Source organism: Streptococcus pyogenes, assembly GCF_002055535.1.
In the GTDB taxonomy this organism is placed as follows: domain Bacteria; phylum Bacillota; class Bacilli; order Lactobacillales; family Streptococcaceae; genus Streptococcus; species Streptococcus pyogenes.
This window is the reverse complement of sequence record NZ_LN831034.1, coordinates 1,740,410-1,765,437: the sequence shown is the minus strand read 5'-3', so window position 1 is coordinate 1,765,437 and position 25,028 is coordinate 1,740,410. Positions and strand designations below refer to the sequence as shown.

Genomic DNA, 25,028 nt, shown 5'->3' with positions numbered 1-25,028 from the left:
CAATCATTAACCAAGCCTTGACCTTTACCCATCATTGTTTAGGCAAGTATAAAAAAGAGGAGAGAAATCATATATGAAGAAAAGGAAATTGTTAGCAGTAACACTATTAAGTACCATACTCTTAAACAGTGCAGTGCCATTAGTTGTTGCTGATACCTCCTTGCGTAATAGCACATCATCCACTGATCAGCCTACTACAGCAGATACTGATACGGATGACGAGAGTGAAACACCAAAAAAAGACAAAAAAAGCAAGGAAACAGCGTCGCAGCACGACACCCAAAAAGACCATAAGCCATCACACACTCACCCAACCCCCCCTTCAAATGATACTAAGCAGACCGATCAGGCATCATCTGAAGCTACTGACAAACCAAATAAAGACAAAAACGACACCAAGCAACCAGACAGCAGTGATCAATCCACCCCATCTCCCAAAGACCAGTCGTCTCAAAAAGAGTCACAAAACAAAGACGGCCGACCTACCCCATCACCTGATCAGCAAAAAGATCAGACACCTGATAAAACACCAGAAAAATCAGCTGATAAAACCCCTGAAAAAGGACCAGAAAAAGCAACTGATAAAACACCAGAGCCAAATCGTGACGCTCCAAAACCCATCCAACCTCCTTTAGCAGCTGCTCCTGTCTTTATACCTTGGAGAGAAAGTGACAAAGACCTGAGCAAGCTAAAACCAAGCAGTCGCTCATCAGCGGCTTACGTGAGACACTGGACAGGTGACTCTGCCTACACTCACAACCTGTTGTCACGCCGTTATGGGATTACTGCTGAACAGCTAGATGGTTTTTTGAACAGTCTAGGTATTCACTATGATAAAGAACGCTTAAACGGAAAGCGTTTATTAGAATGGGAAAAACTAACAGGACTAGACGTTCGAGCTATCGTAGCTATTGCAATGGCAGAAAGCTCACTAGGTACTCAGGGAGTTGCTAAAGAAAAAGGAGCCAATATGTTTGGTTATGGCGCCTTTGACTTCAACCCAAACAATGCCAAAAAATACAGCGATGAGGTTGCTATTCGTCACATGGTAGAAGACACCATCATTGCCAACAAAAACCAAACCTTTGAAAGACAAGACCTCAAAGCAAAAAAATGGTCACTAGGCCAGTTGGATACCTTGATTGATGGTGGGGTTTACTTTACAGATACAAGTGGCAGTGGGCAAAGACGAGCAGATATCATGACCAAACTAGACCAATGGATAGATGATCATGGAAGCACACCTGAGATTCCAGAACATCTCAAGATAACTTCCGGGACACAATTTAGCGAAGTGCCCGTAGGTTATAAAAGAAGTCAGCCACAAAACGTTTTGACCTACAAGTCAGAGACCTACAGCTTTGGCCAATGCACTTGGTACGCCTATAATCGTGTCAAAGAGCTAGGTTATCAAGTCGACAGGTACATGGGTAACGGTGGCGACTGGCAGCGCAAGCCAGGTTTTGTGACCACCCATAAACCTAAAGTGGGCTATGTCGTCTCATTTGCACCAGGCCAAGCAGGAGCAGATGCAACCTATGGTCACGTTGCTGTTGTAGAGCAAATCAAAGAAGATGGTTCTATCTTAATTTCAGAGTCAAATGTTATGGGACTAGGCACCATTTCCTATCGGACGTTCACAGCTGAGCAGGCTAGTTTGTTGACCTATGTCGTAGGGGACAAACTCCCAAGACCATAACCCCCACAACCAAGAAGCTACCTGCCTGTTGACCAATCTCAAAAAGAGACAGCGTCAACTTAGAATGAGGTTCATCAGATGATAAAGAAAGTGACCACCCCGAGTCAAAAAACAAAAAAACGTGTTCGTAATGGCTACCTCCTAAAACTAGGTACAGCCTGTTTACTCTTAAGTATACTCAGTTATGGCATTGGTCTTTTGGGCCAGCCTAGCATGGAAAATACGTTTATGGGAATAGCGAGTGTTGCCATGTTAGGAAGTGTCTGTTTCTTTATTATCTTTGCTCTAAACCGTATCTTTGACGCATTAGAGGACAATTTGCGAGATTAGAGTAATAGGTCAAATAATCTTCCAATAATTTAGAGCACGAGCTAAGTTATTGGAAGTTTTTTGGTCTTTTGAGAGCCATGATGTCATCAAAAAGCCAAACACTCCTTATGATGTGAGAGTCACATGGCTAAAATTAAAAGCAAAATAGAACCCAAAGCCCTGTTTTCTCAAAATAGCCAACGAAAAAAGACAAGTTAACCAGTTCATAAAAAACATCGTAGAAACGTTTTCAAGAGCTAATGTTGGTGTAAATTGACTGAAGTATGATAGAATTTTTAATGGTTGTACCATAACAGTCAAACTTAAAAACTGAAATCAGTCAAAAACATTGAATTGCATGTAAAAAATCTAATTAAGTTAGTGACAAAAGATAAATTAGGTTCAAAAAATATAAAAAAAATATAAAATAAGACCTCTTTTAAAACAAAAAGAGCATAAATGGCATAAAAAATGGGTAAAAATCCAATTTTTGGGTCACGTTTTATAATATGTTTTATAAATAATGAACAAAAAGAAATAAATGCGTGATCGTGACTGTTTTTTGGATTTTAATGAAAGAATTTGAAAGGCATTTTATGGTATACTTTTTCTTAATATAGGTCGTACTGACTTAACGAAATACCTCACGAAATAACAAGAAAATCAAGAAAATTAAAAAGAAGGGTATACAAGGTAATGTATGTAAGTAAGTTGTTTACAAGTCAACAGTGGAGAGAACTAAAATTAATCTCATACGTAACAGAAAACGCTGACGCCATTGGCGTCAAAGATAAAGAACTCAGCAAAGCTCTCAACATCTCCATGTTAACATTGCAAACATGTCTCACTAACATGCAATTTATGAAGGAAGTGGGAGGAATTACCTATAAAAATGGTTATATTACAATCTGGTACCATCAACATTGCGGTTTGCAAGAAGTCTATCAGAAAGCTCTGAGACACTCTCAATCATTTAAATTGCTGGAGACCCTTTTTTTCAGAGACTTCAACTCTTTGGAAGAATTAGCTGAAGAGCTCTTTGTGAGCCTTTCAACACTCAAGCGTCTCATCAAAAAAACCAATGCCTATTTGATGCATACCTTTGGTATTACTATTTTAACTAGTCCCGTACAAGTATCAGGAGATGAACACCAGATTCGACTATTTTACCTCAAGTATTTTTCGGAAGCCTATAAAATCTCAGAGTGGCCTTTTGGGGAAATCCTAAACTTAAAGAACTGTGAGCGGCTACTCAGTTTAATGATAAAAGAGGTCGATGTGAGGGTTAATTTTACATTATTTCAGCACCTTAAAATACTAAGCTCAGTTAACTTGATTCGTTATTACAAGGGACACTCTGCCGTCTACGACAACAAAAAAACCAGTCAACGTTTTTCTCAGCTCATCCAATCATCCTTAGAATTCCAAGACCTTTCACGCTTGTTTCACCTCAAATTTGGACTATACCTAGATGAGACTACCATAGCTGAGATGTTCTCTAATCACGTTAATGACCAATTAGAAATCGGTTATGCGTTTGATAGCATCAAACAAGACTCACCAACGGGCTGTCGAAAAGTGACCAACTGGGTTCATCTCCTTGATGAGTTAGAAATCAGGCTCAATCTCAGCGTCACCAACAAATACGAAGTAGCTGTCATCCTTCATAACACTACCGTATTGAAAGAAGAAGATATCACAGCTAATTACCTATTTTTCGATTACAAAAAAAGTTACCTCAACTTTTACAAGCAAGAACACCCTCATCTTTATAAAGCATTTGTAGCAGGTGTAGAAAAACTGATGCGTTCAGAGAAAGAACCTATCAGCACAGAGTTGACTAACCAATTGATCTACGCCTTTTTCATCACTTGGGAAAATAGTTTCCTAAAAGTAAATCAAAAAGATGAAAAAATTCGTCTTCTGGTGATTGAAAGAAGTTTTAACAGTGTTGGTAATTTCCTAAAAAAGTACGTCGGAGAGTTTTTTAGCATCACAAACTTCAATGAGCTAGATGCTCTGACCATCGATCTAGAAGAGATTGAAAAACAGTATGATGTGATCGTGACAGATGTTATGGTAGGAAAAAGCGAAGAGCTAGAAATTTTCTTTTTCCACAAAATGATTCCAGAAGCGATTATTGACAAGCTCAATGCGTTTTTAAACATCAGCTTTGCAGACAGCTTGCCACTAGACAAACCCATCAACCCCTTGGACTTTCATCGCAAAGAGGTTATCTTACCCACTCCCCCCAACAAGTTGCATGCCCCCCTCCACAACTTAGACAGCCTAACTGTAGCAACTCAAAAACAGATTCATCATTAATAGCATTTAGGTCAAAAAGGTGGCAAAAGCTAAAAAAGCTGGTCTTTACCTTTTGGCTTCTATTATTTACAATAGAATTATTAGAGTTAAACCCTGAAAATGAGGGTTTCTTCCTAAAAAATGATAGCATAAGGAGCATAAAAATGGCTAAAAATAACACGAATAGACACTATTCGCTTAGAAAATTAAAAACAGGAACGGCTTCAGTAGCGGTAGCTTTGACTGTTTTAGGGGCAGGTTTTGCGAATCAAACAGAGGTTAAGGCTAACGGTGATGGTAATCCTAGGGAAGTTATAGAAGATCTTGCAGCAAACAATCCCGCAATACAAAATATACGTTTACGTCACGAAAACAAGGACTTAAAAGCGAGATTAGAGAATGCAATGGAAGTTGCAGGAAGAGATTTTAAGAGAGCTGAAGAACTTGAAAAAGCAAAACAAGCCTTAGAAGACCAGCGTAAAGATTTAGAAACTAAATTAAAAGAACTACAACAAGACTATGACTTAGCAAAGGAATCAACAAGTTGGGATAGACAAAGACTTGAAAAAGAGTTAGAAGAGAAAAAGGAAGCTCTTGAATTAGCGATAGACCAGGCAAGTCGGGACTACCATAGAGCTACCGCTTTAGAAAAAGAGTTAGAAGAGAAAAAGAAAGCTCTTGAATTAGCGATAGACCAAGCGAGTCAGGACTATAATAGAGCTAACGTCTTAGAAAAAGAGTTAGAAACGATTACTAGAGAACAAGAGATTAATCGTAATCTTTTAGGCAATGCAAAACTTGAACTTGATCAACTTTCATCTGAAAAAGAGCAGCTAACGATCGAAAAAGCAAAACTTGAGGAAGAAAAACAAATCTCAGACGCAAGTCGTCAAAGCCTTCGTCGTGACTTGGACGCATCACGTGAAGCTAAGAAACAGGTTGAAAAAGATTTAGCAAACTTGACTGCTGAACTTGATAAGGTTAAAGAAGACAAACAAATCTCAGACGCAAGCCGTCAAGGCCTTCGCCGTGACTTGGACGCATCACGTGAAGCTAAGAAACAGGTTGAAAAAGATTTAGCAAACTTGACTGCTGAACTTGATAAGGTTAAAGAAGAAAAACAAATCTCAGACGCAAGCCGTCAAGGCCTTCGCCGTGACTTGGACGCATCACGTGAAGCTAAGAAACAAGTTGAAAAAGCTTTAGAAGAAGCAAACAGCAAATTAGCTGCTCTTGAAAAACTTAACAAAGAGCTTGAAGAAAGCAAGAAATTAACAGAAAAAGAAAAAGCTGAACTACAAGCAAAACTTGAAGCAGAAGCAAAAGCACTCAAAGAACAATTAGCGAAACAAGCTGAAGAACTCGCAAAACTAAGAGCTGGAAAAGCATCAGACTCACAAACCCCTGATACAAAACCAGGAAACAAAGCTGTTCCAGGTAAAGGTCAAGCACCACAAGCAGGTACAAAACCTAACCAAAACAAAGCACCAATGAAGGAAACTAAGAGACAGTTACCATCAACAGGTGAAACAGCTAACCCATTCTTCACAGCGGCAGCCCTTACTGTTATGGCAACAGCTGGAGTAGCAGCAGTTGTAAAACGCAAAGAAGAAAACTAAGCTATCACTTTGTAATACTGAGTGAACATCAAGAGAGAACCAGTCGGTTCTCTCTTTTATGTATAGAAGAATGAGGTTAAGGAGAGGTCACAAACTAAACAACTCTTAAAAAGCTGACCTTTACTCCTTTTGATTAACTATATATAATAAAAATATTAGGAAAATAATAGCACTATTAATTTTCTTTTTTAATAAAATCAAGGAGTAGATAATGACTAGACAACAAACCAAGAAAAATTATTCACTACGGAAACTAAAAACCGGTACGGCTTCAGTAGCCGTTGCTTTGACCGTTTTGGGCGCAGGTTTTGCAAACCAAACAACAGTTAAGGCGGAAGGGGCTAAAATTGATTGGCAAGAAGAGTATAAAAAGTTAGACGAAGATAATGCTAAACTTGTTGAGGTTGTTGAAACCACAAGTTTGGAAAACGAAAAACTCAAGAGTGAGAATGAGGAGAATAAGAAAAATTTAGACAAACTTAGCAAAGAAAATCAAGGAAAGCTCGAAAAATTGGAGCTTGACTATCTCAAAAAATTAGATCACGAGCACAAAGAGCACCAAAAAGAACAACAAGAACAAGAAGAGCGACAAAAAAATCAAGAACAATTAGAACGTAAATACCAACGAGAAGTAGAAAAACGTTATCAAGAACAACTCCAAAAACAACAACAATTAGAAACAGAAAAGCAAATCTCAGAAGCTAGTCGTAAGAGCCTAAGCCGTGACCTTGAAGCGTCTCGTGCAGCTAAAAAAGACCTTGAAGCTGAGCACCAAAAACTTGAAGCTGAGCACCAAAAACTTAAAGAAGACAAACAAATCTCAGACGCAAGTCGTCAAGGCCTAAGCCGTGACCTTGAAGCGTCTCGTGCAGCTAAAAAAGAGCTTGAAGCAAATCACCAAAAACTTGAAGCTGAGCACCAAAAACTTAAAGAAGACAAACAAATCTCAGACGCAAGTCGTCAAGGCCTAAGCCGTGACCTTGAAGCGTCTCGTGCAGCTAAAAAAGAGCTTGAAGCAAATCACCAAAAACTTGAAGCAGAAGCAAAAGCACTCAAAGAACAATTAGCGAAACAAGCTGAAGAACTTGCAAAACTAAGAGCTGGAAAAGCATCAGACTCACAAACCCCTGATACAAAACCAGGAAACAAAGCTGTTCCAGGTAAAGGTCAAGCACCACAAGCAGGTACAAAACCTAACCAAAACAAAGCACCAATGAAGGAAACTAAGAGACAGTTACCATCAACAGGTGAAACAGCTAACCCATTCTTCACAGCGGCAGCCCTTACTGTTATGGCAACAGCTGGAGTAGCAGCAGTTGTAAAACGCAAAGAAGAAAACTAAGCTATCACTTTGTAATACTGAGTGAACATCAAGAGAGAACCAGTCGGTTCTCTCTTTTATGTATAGAAGAATGAGGTTAAGGAGAGGTCACAAACTAAACAACTCTTAAAAAGCTGACCTTTACTAATAATCGTCTTTGTTTTATAATGAAAACATTAACGAAATAATTTATTAAGGAGAGAATACTAATGAATATTAGAAATAAGATTGAAAATAGTAAAACACTACTATTTACATCCCTTGTAGCCGTGGCTCTACTAGGAGCTACACAACCAGTTTCAGCCGAAACGTATACATCACGCAATTTTGACTGGTCTGGAGATGACTGGCCTGAAGATGACTGGTCTGGAGATGGTTTGTCTAAATATGACCGGTCTGGAGTTGGTTTGTCTCAATATGGCTGGTCTCAATATGGCTGGTCTAGCGATAAAGAAGAATGGCCTGAAGATTGGCCTGAAGATGACTGGTCTAGCGATAAAAAAGATGAGACAGAAGATAAAACGAGACCACCATATGGAGAAGCATTAGGTACAGGGTATGAAAAACGTGATGATTGGGGAGGACCTGGTACGGTGGCAACTGACCCTTACACTCCACCATATGGAGGAGCATTAGGTACAGGGTATGAAAAACGTGATGATTGGGGAGGACCTGGTACGGTAGCAATTGACCCTTACACTCCACCATATGGAGAAGCATTAGGTACAGGGTATGAAAAACGTGATGATTGGAGAGGACCTGGACATATTCCTAAACCTGAGAACGAACAATCACCAAACCCATCTCATATTCCTGAACCTCCTCAGATTGAGTGGCCTCAGTGGAATGGCTTTGATGAATTATCATTTGGCCCCTCTGATTGGGGCCAATCTGAGGACGCCCCTCGTTTCCCAAGTGAACCTCGTGTGCCAGAAAAACCGCAACATACTCCTCAAAAAAATCCACAAGAATCAGATTTTGATAGAGGGTTTTCAGCTGGCTTGAAAGCAAAAAACTCAGGTAGAGGTATTGATTTTGAAGGTTTCCAGTATGGTGGCTGGTCAGACGAATATAAAAAAGGTTACATGCAAGCCTTCGGTACACCATATACACCATCAGCAACGTAAAGGGATGCGATAGGAATAGTTTAGTGCTGCTTTTGCCACGCTTCTTAGGGATTTTTACGAAAAATTCTGATTCCATAGGTGATGTAGGGCTGTAAAATGTTATTTATGTCTTGCTAAAATTTCTGATAGGAGTGATTGATGCGCTGCGCTATGGACTATCTGAGTCCGAGAAAGATTCTTGCTTAGGAGACGGGTAGCATATTGCCACTACCTGAATTGCTGGTGACTATCATTGGGGAAACTAGCAAGCTTGGTTAGACTATGATACATTGAATAAAGTGATAGTGAAGTTAACAATAGTGAGTATAATGCTGAACTCTTTATTCCACGGACACTAAAACCATTATAAAAGAGTGCAGTGTACTCATCTAAAAAAGCAATGTATGAAAACTATCGCTCAGAATAAAGAAAAAGTCTCTAGAACAGATTGAAGACAAACATCGATTTGGTGTTTGTCTTTTTTAGTGTTTTTAGATAAAAATGGCTGTTTCCGTGCTTAAACCACCTCATCTGAACAAAATAAAAAGGCTCTCCCGCCATCCTTTTGACCAGTTTTTTGAGATTTAAGCATGCCAAAGTCAGTCCAACCGTATCTTCCATTTTGGACTTGCCTTTCTCTCTCGTATAGCAGAGATTGTGGTATTCCTTGGCTGTGCCAAATAGTCTTTCCAAATATGCCGTGTGACAACTTTTTGGTAGTTCTTACTGGTCGTACATACAGATAACAGGGGACAATTGGCACAAATTACAGGGTCACTTTTGTATTCTCGGTAGCCTTCTCTGGTCGTAGTGCGGTAGGTCAAGGCTTGATGTTCAGGGCAGATGACACAATCAAAGTGCTCATCATAAATCAATTCTTTCGGACGTAGAAGGTCTTTCTTTCCTCTTGGTCGTGTGTAAGGAAGGACAGGAGTGATCTCCTTATCAATCAGAAACTTGGCAATGCTGGGAACGTTATAGCCGGAATCCGCAATAATAAACTGTGGTTTCAAGGGTTCAAGCTTGGCAAAAAGTGCAGGAAAAGCCTGACTATCATGGATATTGCCAGCCTCAACACTATAAGCAAGCGCCCATCCATACTTGTCACAAGCCACCTGAGCAGAATAAGCGAAGACTTCCTTATGATCACCTTTGTGAAACCAGCCACTTTCTGGATCGGTTGTGGAGATTTTCTTAGCGACGGGCTCTAGCTCTTTGGCGGGCCCTAGCGGCTTTTTTCCATGCTTCTCCCTATCCCGATTGATTTCGATTTCTAGCTGTTCACTCATGAACTTGGCTTGTTTTTCCACCTCTCGGTTGATGAACTTGCGATTATTAGCCGCAGCCTTAATATGAGTCCCATCTATGAAAATCTCCGTCGGGTCAATCAGGCCTGTATTGATACATAGCCCAACAATATGCGTAAAAATGGACTCAATCAAGCCTTTTTCTTGAAAGCGACGGGAATAATTTTTGCCATAGGTTGTGAAATGTGGCACCTTGTCATCCAAAGTCAAACCTAAAAACCAGCGATAGGCAGTATTCACTTCAATATCCTTGATGGTCTGACGCATGGAACGAATGCCATAAAAGCACTGAATCAGAGGGATTTTAACCAACATGACAGGATCAAGGCTAGGGCGACCATTATCAGACGAATAGGTGTCTTCTACTAGGTCATAGATGAAGTCGAAGTCAATCACAGCTTCCACTTGGCGCAGGAAATGTTCATCAGGCACTAACTGGTCAAGGGTATAGAAACCGTACTGATTGCGGTTATAATCAGGTTTTTCTTTGTGTAACATAGGAGAACCTCACAAGTCCTTTTTCTTATATTATACTCCTAAATATCATAAAAAGCCCCTAGAAAAGCGATTCTAAGGACTTTGTCTTCAGTCTGAAGAGAGAACCGATCGGTTCTCTCTTTTATGTCTAAAAGAATGAGGATAAGGAGGTCACAAACTAAGCAACTCTTAAAAAGCTGACCTTTACTAATAATCATCTTTGTTTTATAATAAATATGTTATTAATATAATTGATAAATGAGATACATTTAATCATTATGACAAAAGCAAGAAAAATAGCTGTATCATATGCAAATAACCCCTGTTTGCTCTTTAAAAAAGACGTTATCCTTATTTCTCTACGCACAGATGGACAGCTAGGAGAGAATCGTTTGATTCTCTCTTTTCTTAATGGTCATAAAGACAAAGTCTCTCATCAGGAAAGGACGACACATTGCGTAAAAAACAAAAATTACCATTTGATAAACTTGCCATTGCGCTCATGTCTACGAGCATCTTGCTCAATGCACAATCAGACATTAAAGCAAATACTGTGACAGAAGACACTCCTGCTACCGAACAAGCTGTAGAAACCCCACAACCAACAGCGGTTTCTGAGGAAGCACCATCATCAAAGGAAACCAAAACCCCACAAACTCCTGATGACGCAGAAGAAACAATAGCAGATGACGCTAATGATCTAGCCCCTCAAGCTCCTGCTAAAACTGCTGATACACCAGCAACCTCAAAAGCGACTATTAGGGATTTGAACGACCCTTCTCAGGTCAAAACCCTGCAGGAAAAAGCAGGCAAAGGAGCTGGGACTGTTGTTGCAGTGATTGATGCTGGTTTTGATAAAAATCATGAAGCGTGGCGCTTAACAGACAAAACCAAAGCACGTTACCAATCAAAAGAAGATCTTGAAAAAGCTAAAAAAGAGCACGGTATTACCTATGGCGAGTGGGTCAATGATAAGGTTGCTTATTACCACGACTATAGTAAAGATGGTAAAACCGCTGTCGATCAAGAGCACGGCACACACGTGTCAGGGATCTTGTCAGGAAATGCTCCATCTGAAACGAAAGAACCTTACCGCCTAGAAGGTGCGATGCCTGAGGCTCAATTGCTTTTGATGCGTGTCGAAATTGTAAATGGACTAGCAGACTATGCTCGTAACTACGCTCAAGCTATCATAGATGCTGTCAACTTGGGAGCTAAGGTGATTAATATGAGCTTTGGTAATGCTGCACTAGCCTATGCCAACCTTCCAGACGAAACCAAAAAAGCCTTTGACTATGCCAAATCAAAAGGTGTTAGCATTGTGACCTCAGCTGGTAATGATAGTAGCTTTGGGGGCAAGACCCGTCTACCTCTAGCAGATCATCCTGATTATGGGGTGGTTGGGACACCTGCAGCGGCAGACTCAACATTGACAGTTGCTTCTTACAGCCCAGATAAACAGCTCACTGAAACTGCTACGGTCAAAACAGCCGATCAGCAAGATAAAGAAATGCCTGTTCTTTCAACAAACCGTTTTGAGCCAAACAAGGCTTACGACTATGCTTATGCTAATCGTGGGATGAAAGAGGATGATTTTAAGGATGTCAAAGGTAAGATTGCCCTTATTGAACGTGGCGATATTGATTTCAAAGATAAGATTGCAAACGCTAAAAAAGCTGGTGCTGTAGGAGTCTTGATCTATGACAATCAGGACAAGGGCTTCCCGATTGAATTGCCAAATGTTGATCAGATGCCTGCGGCCTTTATCAGTCGAAAAGATGGTCTCTTATTAAAAGAGAATCCCCAAAAAACCATCACCTTCAATGCGACACCTAAGGTATTGCCAACAGCAAGTGGCACCAAACTAAGCCGCTTCTCAAGCTGGGGTCTGACAGCTGACGGCAATATTAAGCCAGATATTGCAGCACCCGGCCAAGATATTTTGTCATCAGTGGCTAACAACAAGTATGCCAAACTTTCTGGAACTAGTATGTCTGCGCCATTAGTAGCGGGTATCATGGGACTGTTGCAAAAGCAATATGAGACACAGTATCCTGATATGACACCATCAGAGCGTCTTGATTTAGCTAAAAAAGTATTGATGAGCTCAGCAACTGCCTTATATGATGAAGATGAAAAAGCTTATTTTTCTCCTCGCCAACAAGGAGCAGGAGCAGTCGATGCTAAAAAAGCTTCAGCAGCAACGATGTATGTGACAGATAAGGATAATACCTCAAGCAAGGTTCACCTGAACAATGTTTCTGATAAATTTGAAGTAACAGTAACAGTTCACAACAAATCTGATAAACCTCAAGAGTTGTATTACCAAGCAACTGTTCAAACAGATAAAGTAGATGGAAAACTCTTTGCCTTGGCTCCTAAAGCATTGTATGAGACATCATGGCAAAAAATCACAATTCCAGCCAATAGCAGCAAACAAGTCACCATTCCAATCGATGTTAGTCAATTTAGCAAGGACTTGCTTGCCCCAATGAAAAATGGCTATTTCTTAGAAGGTTTTGTTCGTTTCAAACAAGATCCTACAAAAGAAGAGCTTATGAGTATTCCCTATATTGGTTTCCGAGGTGATTTTGGCAATCTGTCAGCCTTAGAAAAACCAATCTATGATAGCAAAGACGGTAGCAGCTACTATCATGAAGCAAATAGTGATGCCAAAGACCAATTAGATGGTGATGGATTACAGTTTTACGCTCTGAAAAATAACTTTACAGCACTTACTACAGAGTCTAATCCATGGACGATTATTAAAGCTGTCAAAGAAGGGGTTGAAAACATAGAGGATATCGAATCTTCAGAGATCACAGAAACCATTTTTGCAGGTACTTTTGCAAAACAAGACGATGATAGCCACTACTATATCCACCGTCACGCTAATGGCAAGCCATATGCTGCGATCTCTCCAAATGGGGACGGTAACAGAGATTATGTCCAATTCCAAGGTACTTTCTTGCGTAATGCTAAAAACCTTGTGGCTGAAGTCTTGGACAAAGAAGGAAATGTTGTTTGGACAAGTGAGGTAACCGAGCAAGTTGTTAAAAACTACAACAATGACTTGGCAAGCACACTTGGTTCAACCCGTTTTGAAAAAACGCGTTGGGACGGTAAAGATAAAGACGGCAAAGTTGTTGCTAACGGAACATACACCTATCGTGTTCGCTACACTCCGATTAGCTCAGGTGCAAAAGAACAACACACTGATTTTGATGTGATTGTAGACAATACGACACCTGAAGTCGCAACATCGGCAACATTCTCAACAGAAGATCGTCGTTTGACACTTGCATCTAAACCAAAAACCAGCCAACCGGTTTACCGTGAGCGTATTGCTTACACTTATATGGATGAGGATCTGCCAACAACAGAGTATATTTCTCCAAATGAAGATGGTACCTTTACTCTTCCTGAAGAGGCTGAAACAATGGAAGGCGCTACTGTTCCATTGAAAATGTCAGACTTTACTTATGTTGTTGAAGATATGGCTGGTAACATCACTTATACACCAGTGACTAAGCTATTGGAAGGCCACTCTAATAAACCAGAACAAGACGGTTCAGATCAAGCACCAGACAAAAAACCAGAAACTAAACCAGAACAAGACGGTTCAGGTCAAGCACCAGATAAAAAACCAGAAACTAAACCAGAACAAGACGGTTCAGGTCAAACACCAGATAAAAAACCAGAAACTAAACCAGAAAAAGATAGTTCAGGTCAAACACCAGGTAAAACTCCTCAAAAAGGTCAACCTTCTCGTACTCTAGAGAAACGATCTTCTAAGCGTGCTTTAGCTACAAAAGCATCAACAAAAGATCAGTTACCAACGACTAATGACAAGGATACAAATCGTTTACATCTCCTTAAGTTAGTTATGACCACTTTCTTCTTGGGATTAGTAGCTCATATCTTTAAAACAAAACGCACTGAAGATTAGTACAACTGATCAGATGGCTACTATTGATGATGAGTTAGATCAGTCTTCTTTTCAAAAGAAGGCATAGCAGTATAAAAATAGATATGTGAGGACAATATGCGTAGAGCAGAAAATAACAAACACAGCCGCTATTCCATTCGCAAACTGAGCGTTGGGGTAACGAGTATAGCAATTGCGAGTCTCTTTTTAGGAAAGGTTGCCTATGCCGTAGATGGCATCCCTCCAATCTCTCTTACTCAAAAGACTACAGCCACTACATCAGAAAATTGGCATCATATTGATAAGGATGGCCTTATTCCTTTAGGTATAAGCTTAGAAGCTGCCAAAGAGGAATTTAAAAAAGAAGTAGAAGAATCACGTTTATCTGAAGCACAAAAAGAAACGTATAAACAAAAAATTAAAACTGCACCAGACAAAGATAAGCTATTATTCACGTATCATAGTGAGTATATGACAGCCGTTAAGGATCTTCCAGCGTCTACTGAGTCTACTACTCAGCCAGTTGAGGCACCCGTGCAGGAGACACAGGCATCAGCTTCAGATTCGATGGTGACAGGTGATTCAACATCAGTTACGACTGATTCTCCTGAGGAAACCCCATCTTCGGAAAGTCCAGTGGCCCCAGCTTTATCTGAGGCTCCAGCTCAACCAGCTGAGAGTGAGGAACCTTCAGTAGCAGCATCTTCTGAGGAAACCCCATCTCCATCAACTCCAGCGGCCCCAGAAACTCCTGAAGAACCAGCAGCTCCATCTCCATCACCTGAGAGTGAGGAACCTTCAGTAGCAGCTCCTTCTGAGGAAACCCCATCTCCAGAAACTCCAGCGGCCCCAGAAACTCCTGAAGAGCCAGCAACTCCATCTCCATCACCTGAGAGTGAGGAACCTTCAGTAGCAGCTTCTTCTGAGGAAACCCCATCTCCATCAACTCCAGCAGCCCCATCAACTCCAGCGGCTCCAGAAACTCCTGAAGAACCAGCAGCTCCATCTCAACCAGCTGAGAGTGAAGAATCTTCAGTAGCAGCTACGACAAGCCCGTCTCCATCAACTCCAGCTGAATCAGAGACTCAGACGCCACCAGCTGTTACTAAAGACTCTGATAAGCCATCTTCAGCAGCTGAAAAACCAGCAGCCTCTTCACTTGTTTCAGAACAAACCGTTCAACAACCAACTTCAAAGAGATCTTCTGATAAAAAAGAAGAGCAAGAACAGTCTTACTCTCCAAATCGCTCATTGTCAAGACAGGTTAGGGCCCATGAGTCAGGTAAGTACTTGCCTTCAACAGGTGAAAAAGCACAGCCACTCTTTATAGCTACTATGACTTTGATGTCTCTATTTGGCAGTCTTTTAGTCACAAAACGCCAAAAAGAAACTAAAAAATAGTATTACTTAAACTGATAAGAGCTTATTTAATAGAGAGAACCAATTTGGTTCTCTCTATTTTTTTAGATGTGCTGCCTCATCAAAAAGAAGTTAGGACAAATAGCTGTCAACAATTGTCTTTTGCTTATCTCTTCAGTTGCTGTGATAAAAGATGGTAGTTGCCATTGACAAAGCATTGATAAAGGAGTAAAATTAACTGGTTAATAACTGGTTAAATTATAATTGAGGAGGTACTATGAAAAAAGGTTTTTTTCTCATGGCTATGGTCGTGAGTTTAGTAATGATAGCAGGGTGTGATAAGTCAGCAAACCCCAAACAGCCTACGCAAGGCATGTCAGTTGTAACCAGCTTTTACCCAATGTATGCGATGACAAAAGAAGTATCTGGAGACCTCAATGATGTGAGGATGATCCAATCAGGTGCAGGCATTCATTCCTTTGAACCGTCTGTAAATGATGTGGCAGCTATTTATGACGCGGATTTGTTTGTTTACCATTCACATACCTTAGAAGCTTGGGCAAGGGATCTAGACCCTAATTTAAAAAAATCAAAGGTTGATGTGTTTGAAGCGTCAAAACCTTTGACACTAGATAGAGTCAAAGGGCTAGAAGATATGGAAGTCACACAAGGCATTGATCCTGCGACACTTTATGACCCACATACCTGGACAGATCCCGTTTTAGCTGGTGAGGAAGCTGTTAATATCGCTAAAGAGCTAGGACGTTTGGATCCTAAACACAAAGACAGTTACACTAAAAATGCTAAGGCTTTCAAAAAAGAAGCAGAGCAACTAACTGAAGAATACACTCAAAAATTTAAAAAGGTGCGCTCAAAAACATTCGTGACGCAGCACACGGCATTTTCTTATCTGGCTAAACGATTCGGCTTGAAACAACTTGGTATCTCGGGCATTTCCCCAGAGCAAGAGCCCTCTCCTCGCCAATTGAAAGAAATTCAAGACTTTGTTAAAGAATACAACGTCAAGACTATTTTTGCAGAAGACAATGTCAATCCCAAAATTGCTCATGCTATTGCGAAATCAACAGGAGCTAAAGTAAAGACATTAAGTCCACTTGAAGCTGCTCCAAGCGGAAACAAGACATATCTAGAAAATCTTAGAGCAAATTTGGAAGTGCTCTATCAACAGTTGAAGTAAAGGAGATTATTAGTGAAGAAAACATATGGTTATATCGGCTCAGTTGCTGCTATTTTACTAGCTACTCATATTGGAAGTTACCAACTTGGTAAGCATCATATGGGTTCAGCAACAAAGGACAATCAAATTGCCTATATTGATGATAGCAAAGGTAAGGCAAAAGCCCCTAAAACAAACAAAACGATGGATCAAATCAGTGCTGAAGAAGGCATCTCTGCTGAACAGATCGTAGTCAAAATTACTGACCAAGGCTATGTGACCTCACATGGTGACCATTATCATTTTTACAATGGGAAAGTTCCTTATGATGCGATTATTAGTGAAGAGTTGTTGATGACGGATCCTAATTACCGTTTTAAACAATCAGACGTTATCAATGAAATCTTAGACGGTTACGTTATTAAAGTCAATGGCAACTATTATGTTTACCTCAAGCCAGGTAGCAAGCGCAAAAACATTCGAACCAAACAACAAATTGCTGAGCAAGTAGCCAAAGGAACTAAAGAAGCTAAAGAAAAAGGTTTAGCTCAAGTGGCCCATCTCAGTAAAGAAGAAGTTGCGGCAGTCAATGAAGCAAAAAGACAAGGACGCTATACTACAGACGATGGCTATATTTTTAGTCCGACAGATATCATTGATGATTTAGGAGATGCTTATTTAGTACCTCATGGTAATCACTATCATTATATTCCTAAAAAGGATTTGTCTCCAAGTGAGCTAGCTGCTGCACAAGCCTACTGGAGTCAAAAACAAGGTCGAGGTGCTAGACCGTCTGATTACCGCCCGACACCAGCCCCAGCCCCAGGTCGTAGGAAAGCCCCAATTCCTGATGTGACGCCTAACCCTGGACAAGGTCATCAGCCAGATAACGGTGGCTATCATCCAGCGCCTCCTAGGCCAAATGATGCGTCACAAAACAAACACCAAAGAGATGAGTTTAAAGGAAAAACCTTTAAGGAACTTTTAGATCAACTACACCGTCTTGATTTGAAATACCGTCATGTGGAAGAAGATGGGTTGATTTTTGAACCGACTCAAGTGATCAAATCAAACGCTTTTGGGTATGTGGTGCCTCATGGAGATCATTATCATATTATCCCAAGAAGTCAGTTATCACCTCTTGAAATGGAATTAGCAGATCGATACTTAGCCGGCCAAACTGAGGACGATGACTCAGGTTCAGATCATTCAAAACCATCAGATAAAGAAGTGACACATACCTTTCTTGGTCATCGCATCAAAGCTTACGGAAAAGGCTTAGATGGTAAACCATATGATACGAGTGATGCTTATGTTTTTAGTAAAGAATCCATTCATTCAGTGGATAAATCAGGAGTTACAGCTAAACACGGAGATCATTTCCACTATATAGGATTTGGAGAACTTGAACAATATGAGTTGGATGAGGTCGCTAACTGGGTGAAAGCAAAAGGTCAAGCTGATGAGCTTGCTGCTGCTTTGGATCAGGAACAAGGCAAAGAAAAACCACTCTTTGACACTAAAAAAGTGAGTCGCAAAGTAACAAAAGATGGTAAAGTGGGCTATATGATGCCAAAAGATGGCAAGGACTATTTCTATGCTCGTGATCAACTTGATTTGACTCAGATTGCCTTTGCCGAACAAGAACTAATGCTTAAAGATAAGAAACATTACCGTTATGACATTGTTGACACAGGTATTGAGCCACGACTTGCTGTAGATGTGTCAAGTCTGCCGATGCATGCTGGTAATGCTACTTACGATACTGGAAGTTCGTTTGTTATCCCTCATATTGATCATATCCATGTCGTTCCGTATTCATGGTTGACGCGCGATCAGATTGCAACAATCAAGTATGTGATGCAACACCCCGAAGTTCGTCCGGATATATGGTCTAAGCCAGGGCATGAAGAGTCAGGTTCGGTCATTCCAAATGTTACGCCTCTTGATAAACGTGCTGGTATGCCAAACTGGCAAATTATCCATTCTGCTGAAGAAGTTCAAAAAGCCCTAGCAGAAGGTCGTTTTGCAACACCAGACGGCTATATTTTCGATCCACGAGATGTTTTGGCCAAAGAAACTTTTGTATGGAAAGATGGCTCCTTTAGCATCCCAAGAGCAGATGGCAGTTCATTGAGAACCATTAATAAATCTGATCTATCCCAAGCTGAGTGGCAACAAGCTCAAGAGTTATTGGCAAAGAAAAACGCTGGTGATGCTACTGATACGGATAAACCCAAAGAAAAGCAACAGGCAGATAAGAGCAATGAAAACCAACAGCCAAGTGAAGCCAGTAAAGAAGAAGAAAAAGAATCAGATGACTTTATAGACAGTTTACCAGACTATGGTCTAGATAGAGCAACCCTAGAAGATCATATCAATCAATTAGCACAAAAAGCTAATATCGATCCTAAGTATCTCATTTTCCAACCAGAAGGTGTCCAATTTTATAATAAAAATGGTGAATTGGTAACTTATGATATCAAGACACTTCAACAAATAAACCCTTAACCAAAAGAAGATCTCATTGTTAAAGCACTGCTTTGTCAAAGCAAGTTACGGTGATTTTGAAGTCATTTTATGTAACGAGTAGTGATAAAAGTTGGATAATAGCGGTTTTCTTTTGCAAAGAAATGGTATCCATGTTAGAATGATAAAAAAAAGAGGAGGATTCTAATCATGTCAGAAGAAAAATTAAAATCAAAAATTGAGCAAGCATCTGGTGGCCTAAAAGAAGGTGCTGGTAAGTTGACAGGTGATAAAGAGCTAGAAGCAAAAGGATTTGTTGAAAAAACAATTGCTAAAGGCAAAGAACTTGCAGACGATGCAAAGGAAGCGGTTGAAGGTGCTGTAGATGCCGTTAAGGAAAAATTAAAATAATTAAAAAACCAGCTGTAAGCTGGTTTTTTTAATGGTGTGATTTTGTTAGGAAAAGACTCAATAGGTAATAACCGTAGGTGTTAGGTATGCTTGAACAGTTGAGTACGATTCTCTTCAATCATATAGCACGCGTCACAAAGTTTTTCTAACATATCAAACTCATGACTAATAATGATGAGACCTAAATTTCTATCCTTTACAATCTCCAACAGGCTTTTCCATACACTAGCTTGTGTAATGCTATCCAACATAGTAGTCATTTCATCTGCAATAAGGTATTTCGTCTCTGGATGTAATGAACGCACAATCGAAAAGCGTTGCAATTCCCCTCCCGAGAGTTCACTAGGACGACGCTTTAGCCATTTTTCTTGAATGCCAAAAGCATCTCGCAAATCTTGACTTGGATAGTAGGCTTCTTCCAAACTTTTTTTCATAGGCCATAAAGGATTCATGGTTTGTTCAGGATGTTGTTGGATAAGTTGTACAGGTCTAAATGCTTTGTTAGGCAAATGACTGCCATCAACTAATACTTCACCAGATTTAGGCTGCAAAAAACCAGCAAGCACTCTGGATAAACTCGTTTTTCCACACCCACTTTGTCCAAATATCCCTAAGATTTGACCAGGTGCTACCTCTAAATCAATCTCCTTAAAAAGCCATTGATCTTTTTTATGATAAAAGCCAAGCTTTTTAGCCTCTAAGGTCATGAGTAACTCCTTTCAAAAAGTCTTGCTGAGGGAGTGTGCGCCATAAACGTCTCGCAAATTCTGTTTGTAATTGCTCCCCACCTCCGCTAAAAAAGCTAGCTGGGGCTGTTTCAATAGCTTTTCCCTCTTTAAAAATAGTAATACGATCCGCAATTTGACTAGCTGCTACAATATCATGGGTGATAAATATGACGCTTATTCCTTTATCTGCAAAGGAGCGTAGTTGATCTAAAACCATTTGCAGAGCATCTGGATGTAATCCAGGGGTGGGCTCATCCGCAATAATCAAAGAAACCGTATCACTAATACACGTTGTAAACAAAACACGTCGGAGCATTCCGCCAGAAAGTTGGAAAGGATACAAGTCACCATCACTTTCTTTTAATCCAAACTGTTGAAACAATCCTTCTTGAGTAGCCTTAGCATTTTCTGAGATACCCAAGCGCACCTGATGCTTGACTTTCATAGATGGATCTAAATAATTAACGGATTGTGGAATCAACGTCATTTCTTTTCCTCGCAACTGTTTGATGCGTTTAGAAGTTAGTGATTGACCACGATAAATCATATCTCCTGTTACAGCTGCATTTTTAGGAAGAATATCCATAATAGCATGTGCTAATAAACTCTTGCCTGAACCACTAGCACCTATAATAGCTAATAACTCACCTTTTTTAACTTCTAAATTCAGCGCTTGGATCGGTGTGGATTGAAATGGTTTTAAAAATCTTCCGTATTGAGTGAAGGTGATGGAGAGGTCTTTAATGCTTAATAATGTTTCTGTCATATCTCTACCTCCTAAAAATGATCCGTTTGAGGGTAAAAGAGTTTCTTTAAAGATTCTCCGATAGTATCAAAGGCATTGACAACCAAAATAAGATAAAGGCCTGGAAAAATCACCAACCACCAATTGCCAAGAGAGATATGCTTAGCTGCCTCTGACAAAATGATACCAACCGAAGGTTGTTCGGCAGAAAGGCCAAATCCTAAGAAAGTCATGGATGCTTCATGCAAGATGACGTGCGGAAATAAGAGGATAAACCCAATGAAAATTTGAGAAGCAATCAAAGGCAGGATATGATGCCTCACAATATAATAAGGCGTTTTTCCCATGCTTTTAGAGAGCTGGACAAAGGCTTTATTCTTTAGATCATAGACTTCATTGCGGATAAGCCTTGCTAGAGAGGGCCAATGGGTAACAGCTGTTGCAATGATAACCCCTTGAGCCCCTTTCCCAACAACAAAAGAAATGAGAATCATAAAAATCAAATGAGGCATACCAATAAACAAATCAACCAACCAGGCTATTATTTTATCAATAAGGCTATTTCCTAGACCTGCAAGCACTCCAAAAACGGTCGCAAGAAAGACTCCCATAAGGGCGCCTAATAAGCCGACTTGTAAAGAGAAATAAAGCCCTTTAATCGTTCTGACAAACATATCCCTACCTAAACCATCTGTCCCAAAAAGATGGTTTAAGGAAGGAGCGAGGTTGCGTAAAGCTGCATTGGTTTCCAAAGGCGTCCTATAGAAATAAAGGTTTAAGGCTAGAATACTAAGAATGAGAGAAATGGCGATACCCAGTTGCCATAAAACCACCGTTCGACGTTTCAATATCATACTTTTCTCCTTAACTGTGGATTGATGATGCTATTTAAAATATCCGCAATAAGATTGCCCGCAAAAACAAATAATGTCCCTATCATCACAATAGCTAGAAGGAGCGGTGTATCACTTTTAAGTCCTGCTTCAGTGAGGGTAGACCCTAAGCCAGGATATGAGAAAACTTGCTCAGCAAGAACAGATCCTCCAAACAATTCTCCAAAATAGGAAAAATGCAGTGTAATAGCTGGTACGATAGCATTTCTAAGGCAATGATGTTTAAAAATTTGCCACTGTGTTTCCCCACGCGCTCTGGCAAATAAGACATATTCACTAGAAAGCACCGACATCATTTTAGTTCTCGTATGAAGGGTGACATTGGCAATGCCTAGAATACTTAGCGTGAAAACAGGTAACATAAGGTGCTTAACTCGATCAGCTAACGTAATATCTTGACTCAAAGTGCCTATCGGGGAAGAAATACCAATCGGGAACCACCCCAGCTGGACAGAAAAGATTAATAAAAAAATGAGTCCAATCCAAAACGTTGGTACTGATATCTGAAGGTATGAAAACCACCTGACAACTCGGTCAAGTAATTTCCCTTGATGGAAAGCGGATAACGTTCCTAAGATAAATCCAATAAGACCCGATAAGATCCAAGAGAGTCCCATAAGTATGAAAGAAGCACCTGCCCGTGATCTAATAATATCACTAACAGGTTGCCGATAAACGAGCGAGGTCCCTAAATCTCCCTGTATCACATTTTTCAACCAAATAAAATATTGGACTAGAGCTGGCTTATCCAAGCCATAGTGGTGAGCAATCGCTTTGTACTGAGCAGGGGTTAGTGATGTGTCATAATTGACACTTGCCATGACTGGATCTACTGGAGATTGTTTTAACAAAACGAAGGTCAAAACAGATACCCCAAAAATAAGCGTGACACATCTGATGATTTTCCAGATGATAATAATGGTAGTACGTTTCACAATGAAATCTCCTTAATCGATAAGAAAAGGAGCCGAGGAAACGATCAGCACAGTTTTGTGTATCTTGTTTTCTCAGACTCCAAACTTAAAGTCGCTGTATTAACTAAACGCGTTACTTAGTTGATTCATCCCAAGTCCACTCGGCAATGTTAGTCAATAATGACCAATCATGACCATGACTGTGGACGCCTTGTTTACCTACATTGATACGTTTATCACCAATATAAGTATGGTTAAGGCTCACCAACCATACATTTGGCAAATCTCCAAGAGTAGAAGCACCTGTTTTGCCATCCCACTGCGCTAACTTCCAATATTCGTTAGCTTTGTCAAGGTCAGAAGATGTCATTGCTTTGTCAAGGTACTTAGTCACGGTAGGATTGTTATAAAACGTAATATTGGTCCAACCTTTCCCTGCTAGGCTTGGATGATGCGATTCATAAAATTGCTGCGCGTGATGACGTCCTCCGGCATAAAGTAAGGCTGAGTCATGTGACTTCGTTGCCATTTCATCCCAGTTACTAGCTTTGAGTTTAATAGTAATCCCTAGGGCCTTGGCTTGCTCTGCTACTTCAACGGCTAAGTTCGCTCGCAATTGATCATTAGTAGGGTAGTACAGATCAAACGCTGCATCAAGGTCACCTTTTTTACGGCTACCGTCTGCTTGTTCTTTCCATCCCGCTTTTGTCAATAATTGCTTAGCTTTAGCTACTTTATTATCTTTAATGGCTGTTTTTGGATTCCAAAATGGTGTTTTATCAATAATTGAATAAGCTGGTTTACCATAACCATTTAAAACCGTATCGAGAACTTTTTGCCTATTTAAACCAATAGTCAAGGCTTTTCGGATTGCTGGATCACTAGTGACATCATTTCCTACAGGATAACCATCAGGAGAATCAGTGATGACGCCCTTTTTCACATAAGGTAATGATAAGCCGCGCACATCATTTGATGGAATATCAAGGAGGCGGGTGCCTTTGACTTTTTTATCAGCAAGTTCTGGCGTTGCGTAGATCATATCAACATCACCAGATTCTAAAGCTGCTAGTGCTGTGTTTTCATCAAGTAAGACCCAAGTCCATTTTTTAAAGTATGGTTTTTTCCCATGCCAATAAGGGTTACGAACAAAAATAGCTTGTTCTCCAGCCTTATATTCTTTTACCATGTAAGGTCCTGAACCGATAGGATTGCTCTTATACTTATCATTGTAATGTTTTTTAGGGACGATTGGGATTTCAGTCAACTGTGCTGTAAATGTCGAATGCGCCTCAGTCAAATGGATATTGACCTGATTTTTCCCAACTACTTCAACGTTCTTAATGAAGGTTAGATCCCAAGCCTTTCCATCTGCTTTCAACATATCATAAGTAAACTTAACATCATCAGCAGTAACAGGCTCACCATTTGAGAATTTAAAATCATCATGCAAGTCAAACGACCAAGTCAGCCCATCTTCAGAGAGATGGTATGTTTTAGCAAGCTCTCCTTTTATATCTAGTTCAGGAGAACGTTTCAATAGAGTGCTATGAGTGATATTCCCTTCATTGTGGACTCCATAACGGTCCTTTGGATCGAATTCATGAGGGAGCTTTGCCCCCATAGAAACGACAAGTTCGTCTTTTGGACGTTGTTTGCGCTGACGTTCTTTTGTTTGAGGCTTTTGTTGTTGACATGCAACTAAAATAAGCCCAGTCAAAAATAACGTGATAATAGAGAAGTATTTTAGGTATTTTGACACAATCAAATCTCCTTATTTCTAATTAATAAATAATAATAGTAACGACTCCATCTCATTATAGCAATAAACAAATAGGAGGGCAATTGTTTAACTGGTTAATTAGAATTTTTGTTATTTTCAGGAAGATACTCAGGGCTTTTTTATAAGTTGATGTATTAACAAAAGATAAAGAGGTTTCATGACTTATTTTAGATTAAAAAAAGAATTAAACTGGTCACTAAGAAATAAAGGAATTGTAGTTTACGAAGGGAATCAAAAACTTCAGATAGCCATTAATACAGGTAAAAATAACAGTGAAAAAGTCTTTTTTGATACTTTTTTTGAGGTGGTTCGGGCGGCAGCGACTTTCTCCACAGCAAAAAACATCTGTTTTGGTCTTGGCTTACTTCGTTCGCAGAAACAGGAAATCGGGTATCACATTAGCAGAGTAGTTCATGTTTTTTGAGCATCACACTGGGTCTGTCTACGTTCTAAAAGCTTTTGTCATTTTTGTATCATAC

General features: G+C 40.0%; 18 protein-coding genes and 1 pseudogene. 12 read left to right on the top strand and 7 right to left on the bottom strand.

What is annotated here, in order from left to right:
• Positions 1-73 precede the first annotated feature (73 nt).
• Positions 74-1,699, top strand: a complete 1,626-nt coding sequence (locus tag B6D67_RS09305) for a CHAP domain-containing protein (protein ID WP_010922716.1) — start codon at positions 74-76, stop codon at positions 1,697-1,699.
• A gap of 78 nt (positions 1,700-1,777) precedes the next feature.
• A complete protein-coding gene (locus B6D67_RS09300) occupies positions 1,778-2,029 on the top strand; it encodes a hypothetical protein (RefSeq protein WP_002982472.1) in 252 nt (83 codons plus the stop codon).
• 105 nt (positions 2,030-2,134) lie between these two features.
• Here B6D67_RS09300 and B6D67_RS10580 read toward each other — a convergent pair whose 3' ends face one another.
• Positions 2,135-2,320 carry a hypothetical protein gene (locus tag B6D67_RS10580; RefSeq protein WP_011285744.1) on the bottom strand — a complete coding sequence of 62 codons (186 nt, stop codon included), beginning with the start codon at positions 2,318-2,320 and terminating at the stop codon, positions 2,135-2,137.
• A gap of 384 nt (positions 2,321-2,704) precedes the next feature.
• Here B6D67_RS10580 and mga point away from each other — a divergent pair, with 384 nt between their 5' ends.
• From mga to sic, 4 genes are all read left to right on the top strand, one after another.
• Positions 2,705-4,333 (top strand): virulence factor transcriptional regulator Mga, encoded by a 1,629-nt coding sequence (gene mga / locus B6D67_RS09290; protein WP_029714100.1) that lies wholly within the window; start codon positions 2,705-2,707, stop codon positions 4,331-4,333.
• 143 nt (positions 4,334-4,476) lie between these two features.
• Positions 4,477-5,931: a M protein gene (gene emm, locus B6D67_RS09285; protein WP_011285743.1), complete on the top strand. Its 1,455-nt coding sequence runs from the start codon at positions 4,477-4,479 to the stop codon at positions 5,929-5,931.
• A gap of 211 nt (positions 5,932-6,142) precedes the next feature.
• On the top strand, positions 6,143-7,273 hold the full coding sequence (locus B6D67_RS09280; protein ID WP_046735277.1) for a YSIRK-type signal peptide-containing protein: 1,131 nt from the start codon (positions 6,143-6,145) through the stop codon (positions 7,271-7,273).
• 188 nt (positions 7,274-7,461) lie between these two features.
• Entirely contained in the window at positions 7,462-8,379 is a 918-nt protein-coding gene (gene sic / locus B6D67_RS09275; protein WP_046735276.1) for a complement-mediated lysis inhibitor Sic, read from the top strand.
• 417 nt (positions 8,380-8,796) lie between these two features.
• Here the strand turns inward: sic and B6D67_RS09270 are convergent.
• Positions 8,797-10,163: pseudogene (locus tag B6D67_RS09270) on the bottom strand (IS1182 family transposase).
• A 433-nt stretch (positions 10,164-10,596) separates the two neighbouring features.
• On the opposite strand from B6D67_RS09270, the gene scpA/B reads away from it, so the two are divergent.
• From scpA/B to B6D67_RS09245, 5 genes are all read left to right on the top strand, one after another.
• Positions 10,597-14,091: a C5a peptidase ScpA/B gene (gene scpA/B, locus B6D67_RS09265; RefSeq protein WP_011285740.1), complete on the top strand. Its 3,495-nt coding sequence runs from the start codon at positions 10,597-10,599 to the stop codon at positions 14,089-14,091.
• Positions 14,092-14,187: 96 nt separating this feature from the next.
• Entirely contained in the window at positions 14,188-15,471 is a 1,284-nt protein-coding gene (fbpA, locus tag B6D67_RS09260; protein ID WP_029714149.1) for an LPXTG-anchored fibronectin-binding protein FbpA, read from the top strand.
• Positions 15,472-15,706: 235 nt separating this feature from the next.
• Positions 15,707-16,627 (top strand): metal ABC transporter substrate-binding lipoprotein/laminin-binding adhesin Lmb, encoded by a 921-nt coding sequence (lmb, locus tag B6D67_RS09255; RefSeq protein WP_002987954.1) that lies wholly within the window; start codon positions 15,707-15,709, stop codon positions 16,625-16,627.
• Positions 16,628-16,639: 12 nt separating this feature from the next.
• Complete coding sequence (locus tag B6D67_RS09250) at positions 16,640-19,117, top strand: pneumococcal-type histidine triad protein (RefSeq protein ID WP_010922709.1); 2,478 nt, start codon at positions 16,640-16,642, stop codon at positions 19,115-19,117.
• A 168-nt stretch (positions 19,118-19,285) separates the two neighbouring features.
• Positions 19,286-19,486 (top strand): CsbD family protein, encoded by a 201-nt coding sequence (locus B6D67_RS09245; RefSeq protein ID WP_002982507.1) that lies wholly within the window; start codon positions 19,286-19,288, stop codon positions 19,484-19,486.
• Positions 19,487-19,566: 80 nt separating this feature from the next.
• On the opposite strand, the gene B6D67_RS09240 is transcribed toward B6D67_RS09245, so the two are convergent.
• From B6D67_RS09240 to B6D67_RS09220, 5 genes are all read right to left on the bottom strand, one after another.
• Positions 19,567-20,193: an ABC transporter ATP-binding protein gene (locus B6D67_RS09240; RefSeq protein ID WP_010922708.1), complete on the bottom strand. Its 627-nt coding sequence runs from the start codon at positions 20,191-20,193 to the stop codon at positions 19,567-19,569.
• Entirely contained in the window at positions 20,177-20,980 is an 804-nt protein-coding gene (locus B6D67_RS09235; RefSeq protein WP_003059481.1) for an ATP-binding cassette domain-containing protein, read from the bottom strand. Before B6D67_RS09235 ends, B6D67_RS09240 begins: the two co-directional genes overlap by 17 nt.
• A gap of 11 nt (positions 20,981-20,991) precedes the next feature.
• Positions 20,992-21,813: an ABC transporter permease gene (locus tag B6D67_RS09230; protein ID WP_029714151.1), complete on the bottom strand. Its 822-nt coding sequence runs from the start codon at positions 21,811-21,813 to the stop codon at positions 20,992-20,994.
• Positions 21,810-22,787: an ABC transporter permease gene (locus B6D67_RS09225; RefSeq protein ID WP_009880585.1), complete on the bottom strand. Its 978-nt coding sequence runs from the start codon at positions 22,785-22,787 to the stop codon at positions 21,810-21,812. Before B6D67_RS09225 ends, B6D67_RS09230 begins: the two co-directional genes overlap by 4 nt.
• Positions 22,788-22,899: 112 nt before the next feature.
• The gene (locus tag B6D67_RS09220) at positions 22,900-24,528 is read right to left on the bottom strand and encodes an ABC transporter substrate-binding protein (RefSeq protein WP_010922707.1); all 1,629 of its coding nucleotides are present in this window, start codon (positions 24,526-24,528) and stop codon (positions 22,900-22,902) included.
• A gap of 178 nt (positions 24,529-24,706) precedes the next feature.
• Between B6D67_RS09220 and B6D67_RS09215 the strand changes: the two genes are divergently transcribed.
• The gene (locus B6D67_RS09215; RefSeq protein WP_011285736.1) at positions 24,707-24,973 is read left to right on the top strand and encodes a hypothetical protein; all 267 of its coding nucleotides are present in this window, start codon (positions 24,707-24,709) and stop codon (positions 24,971-24,973) included.
• The last annotated feature ends 55 nt before the right edge of the window (positions 24,974-25,028 follow it).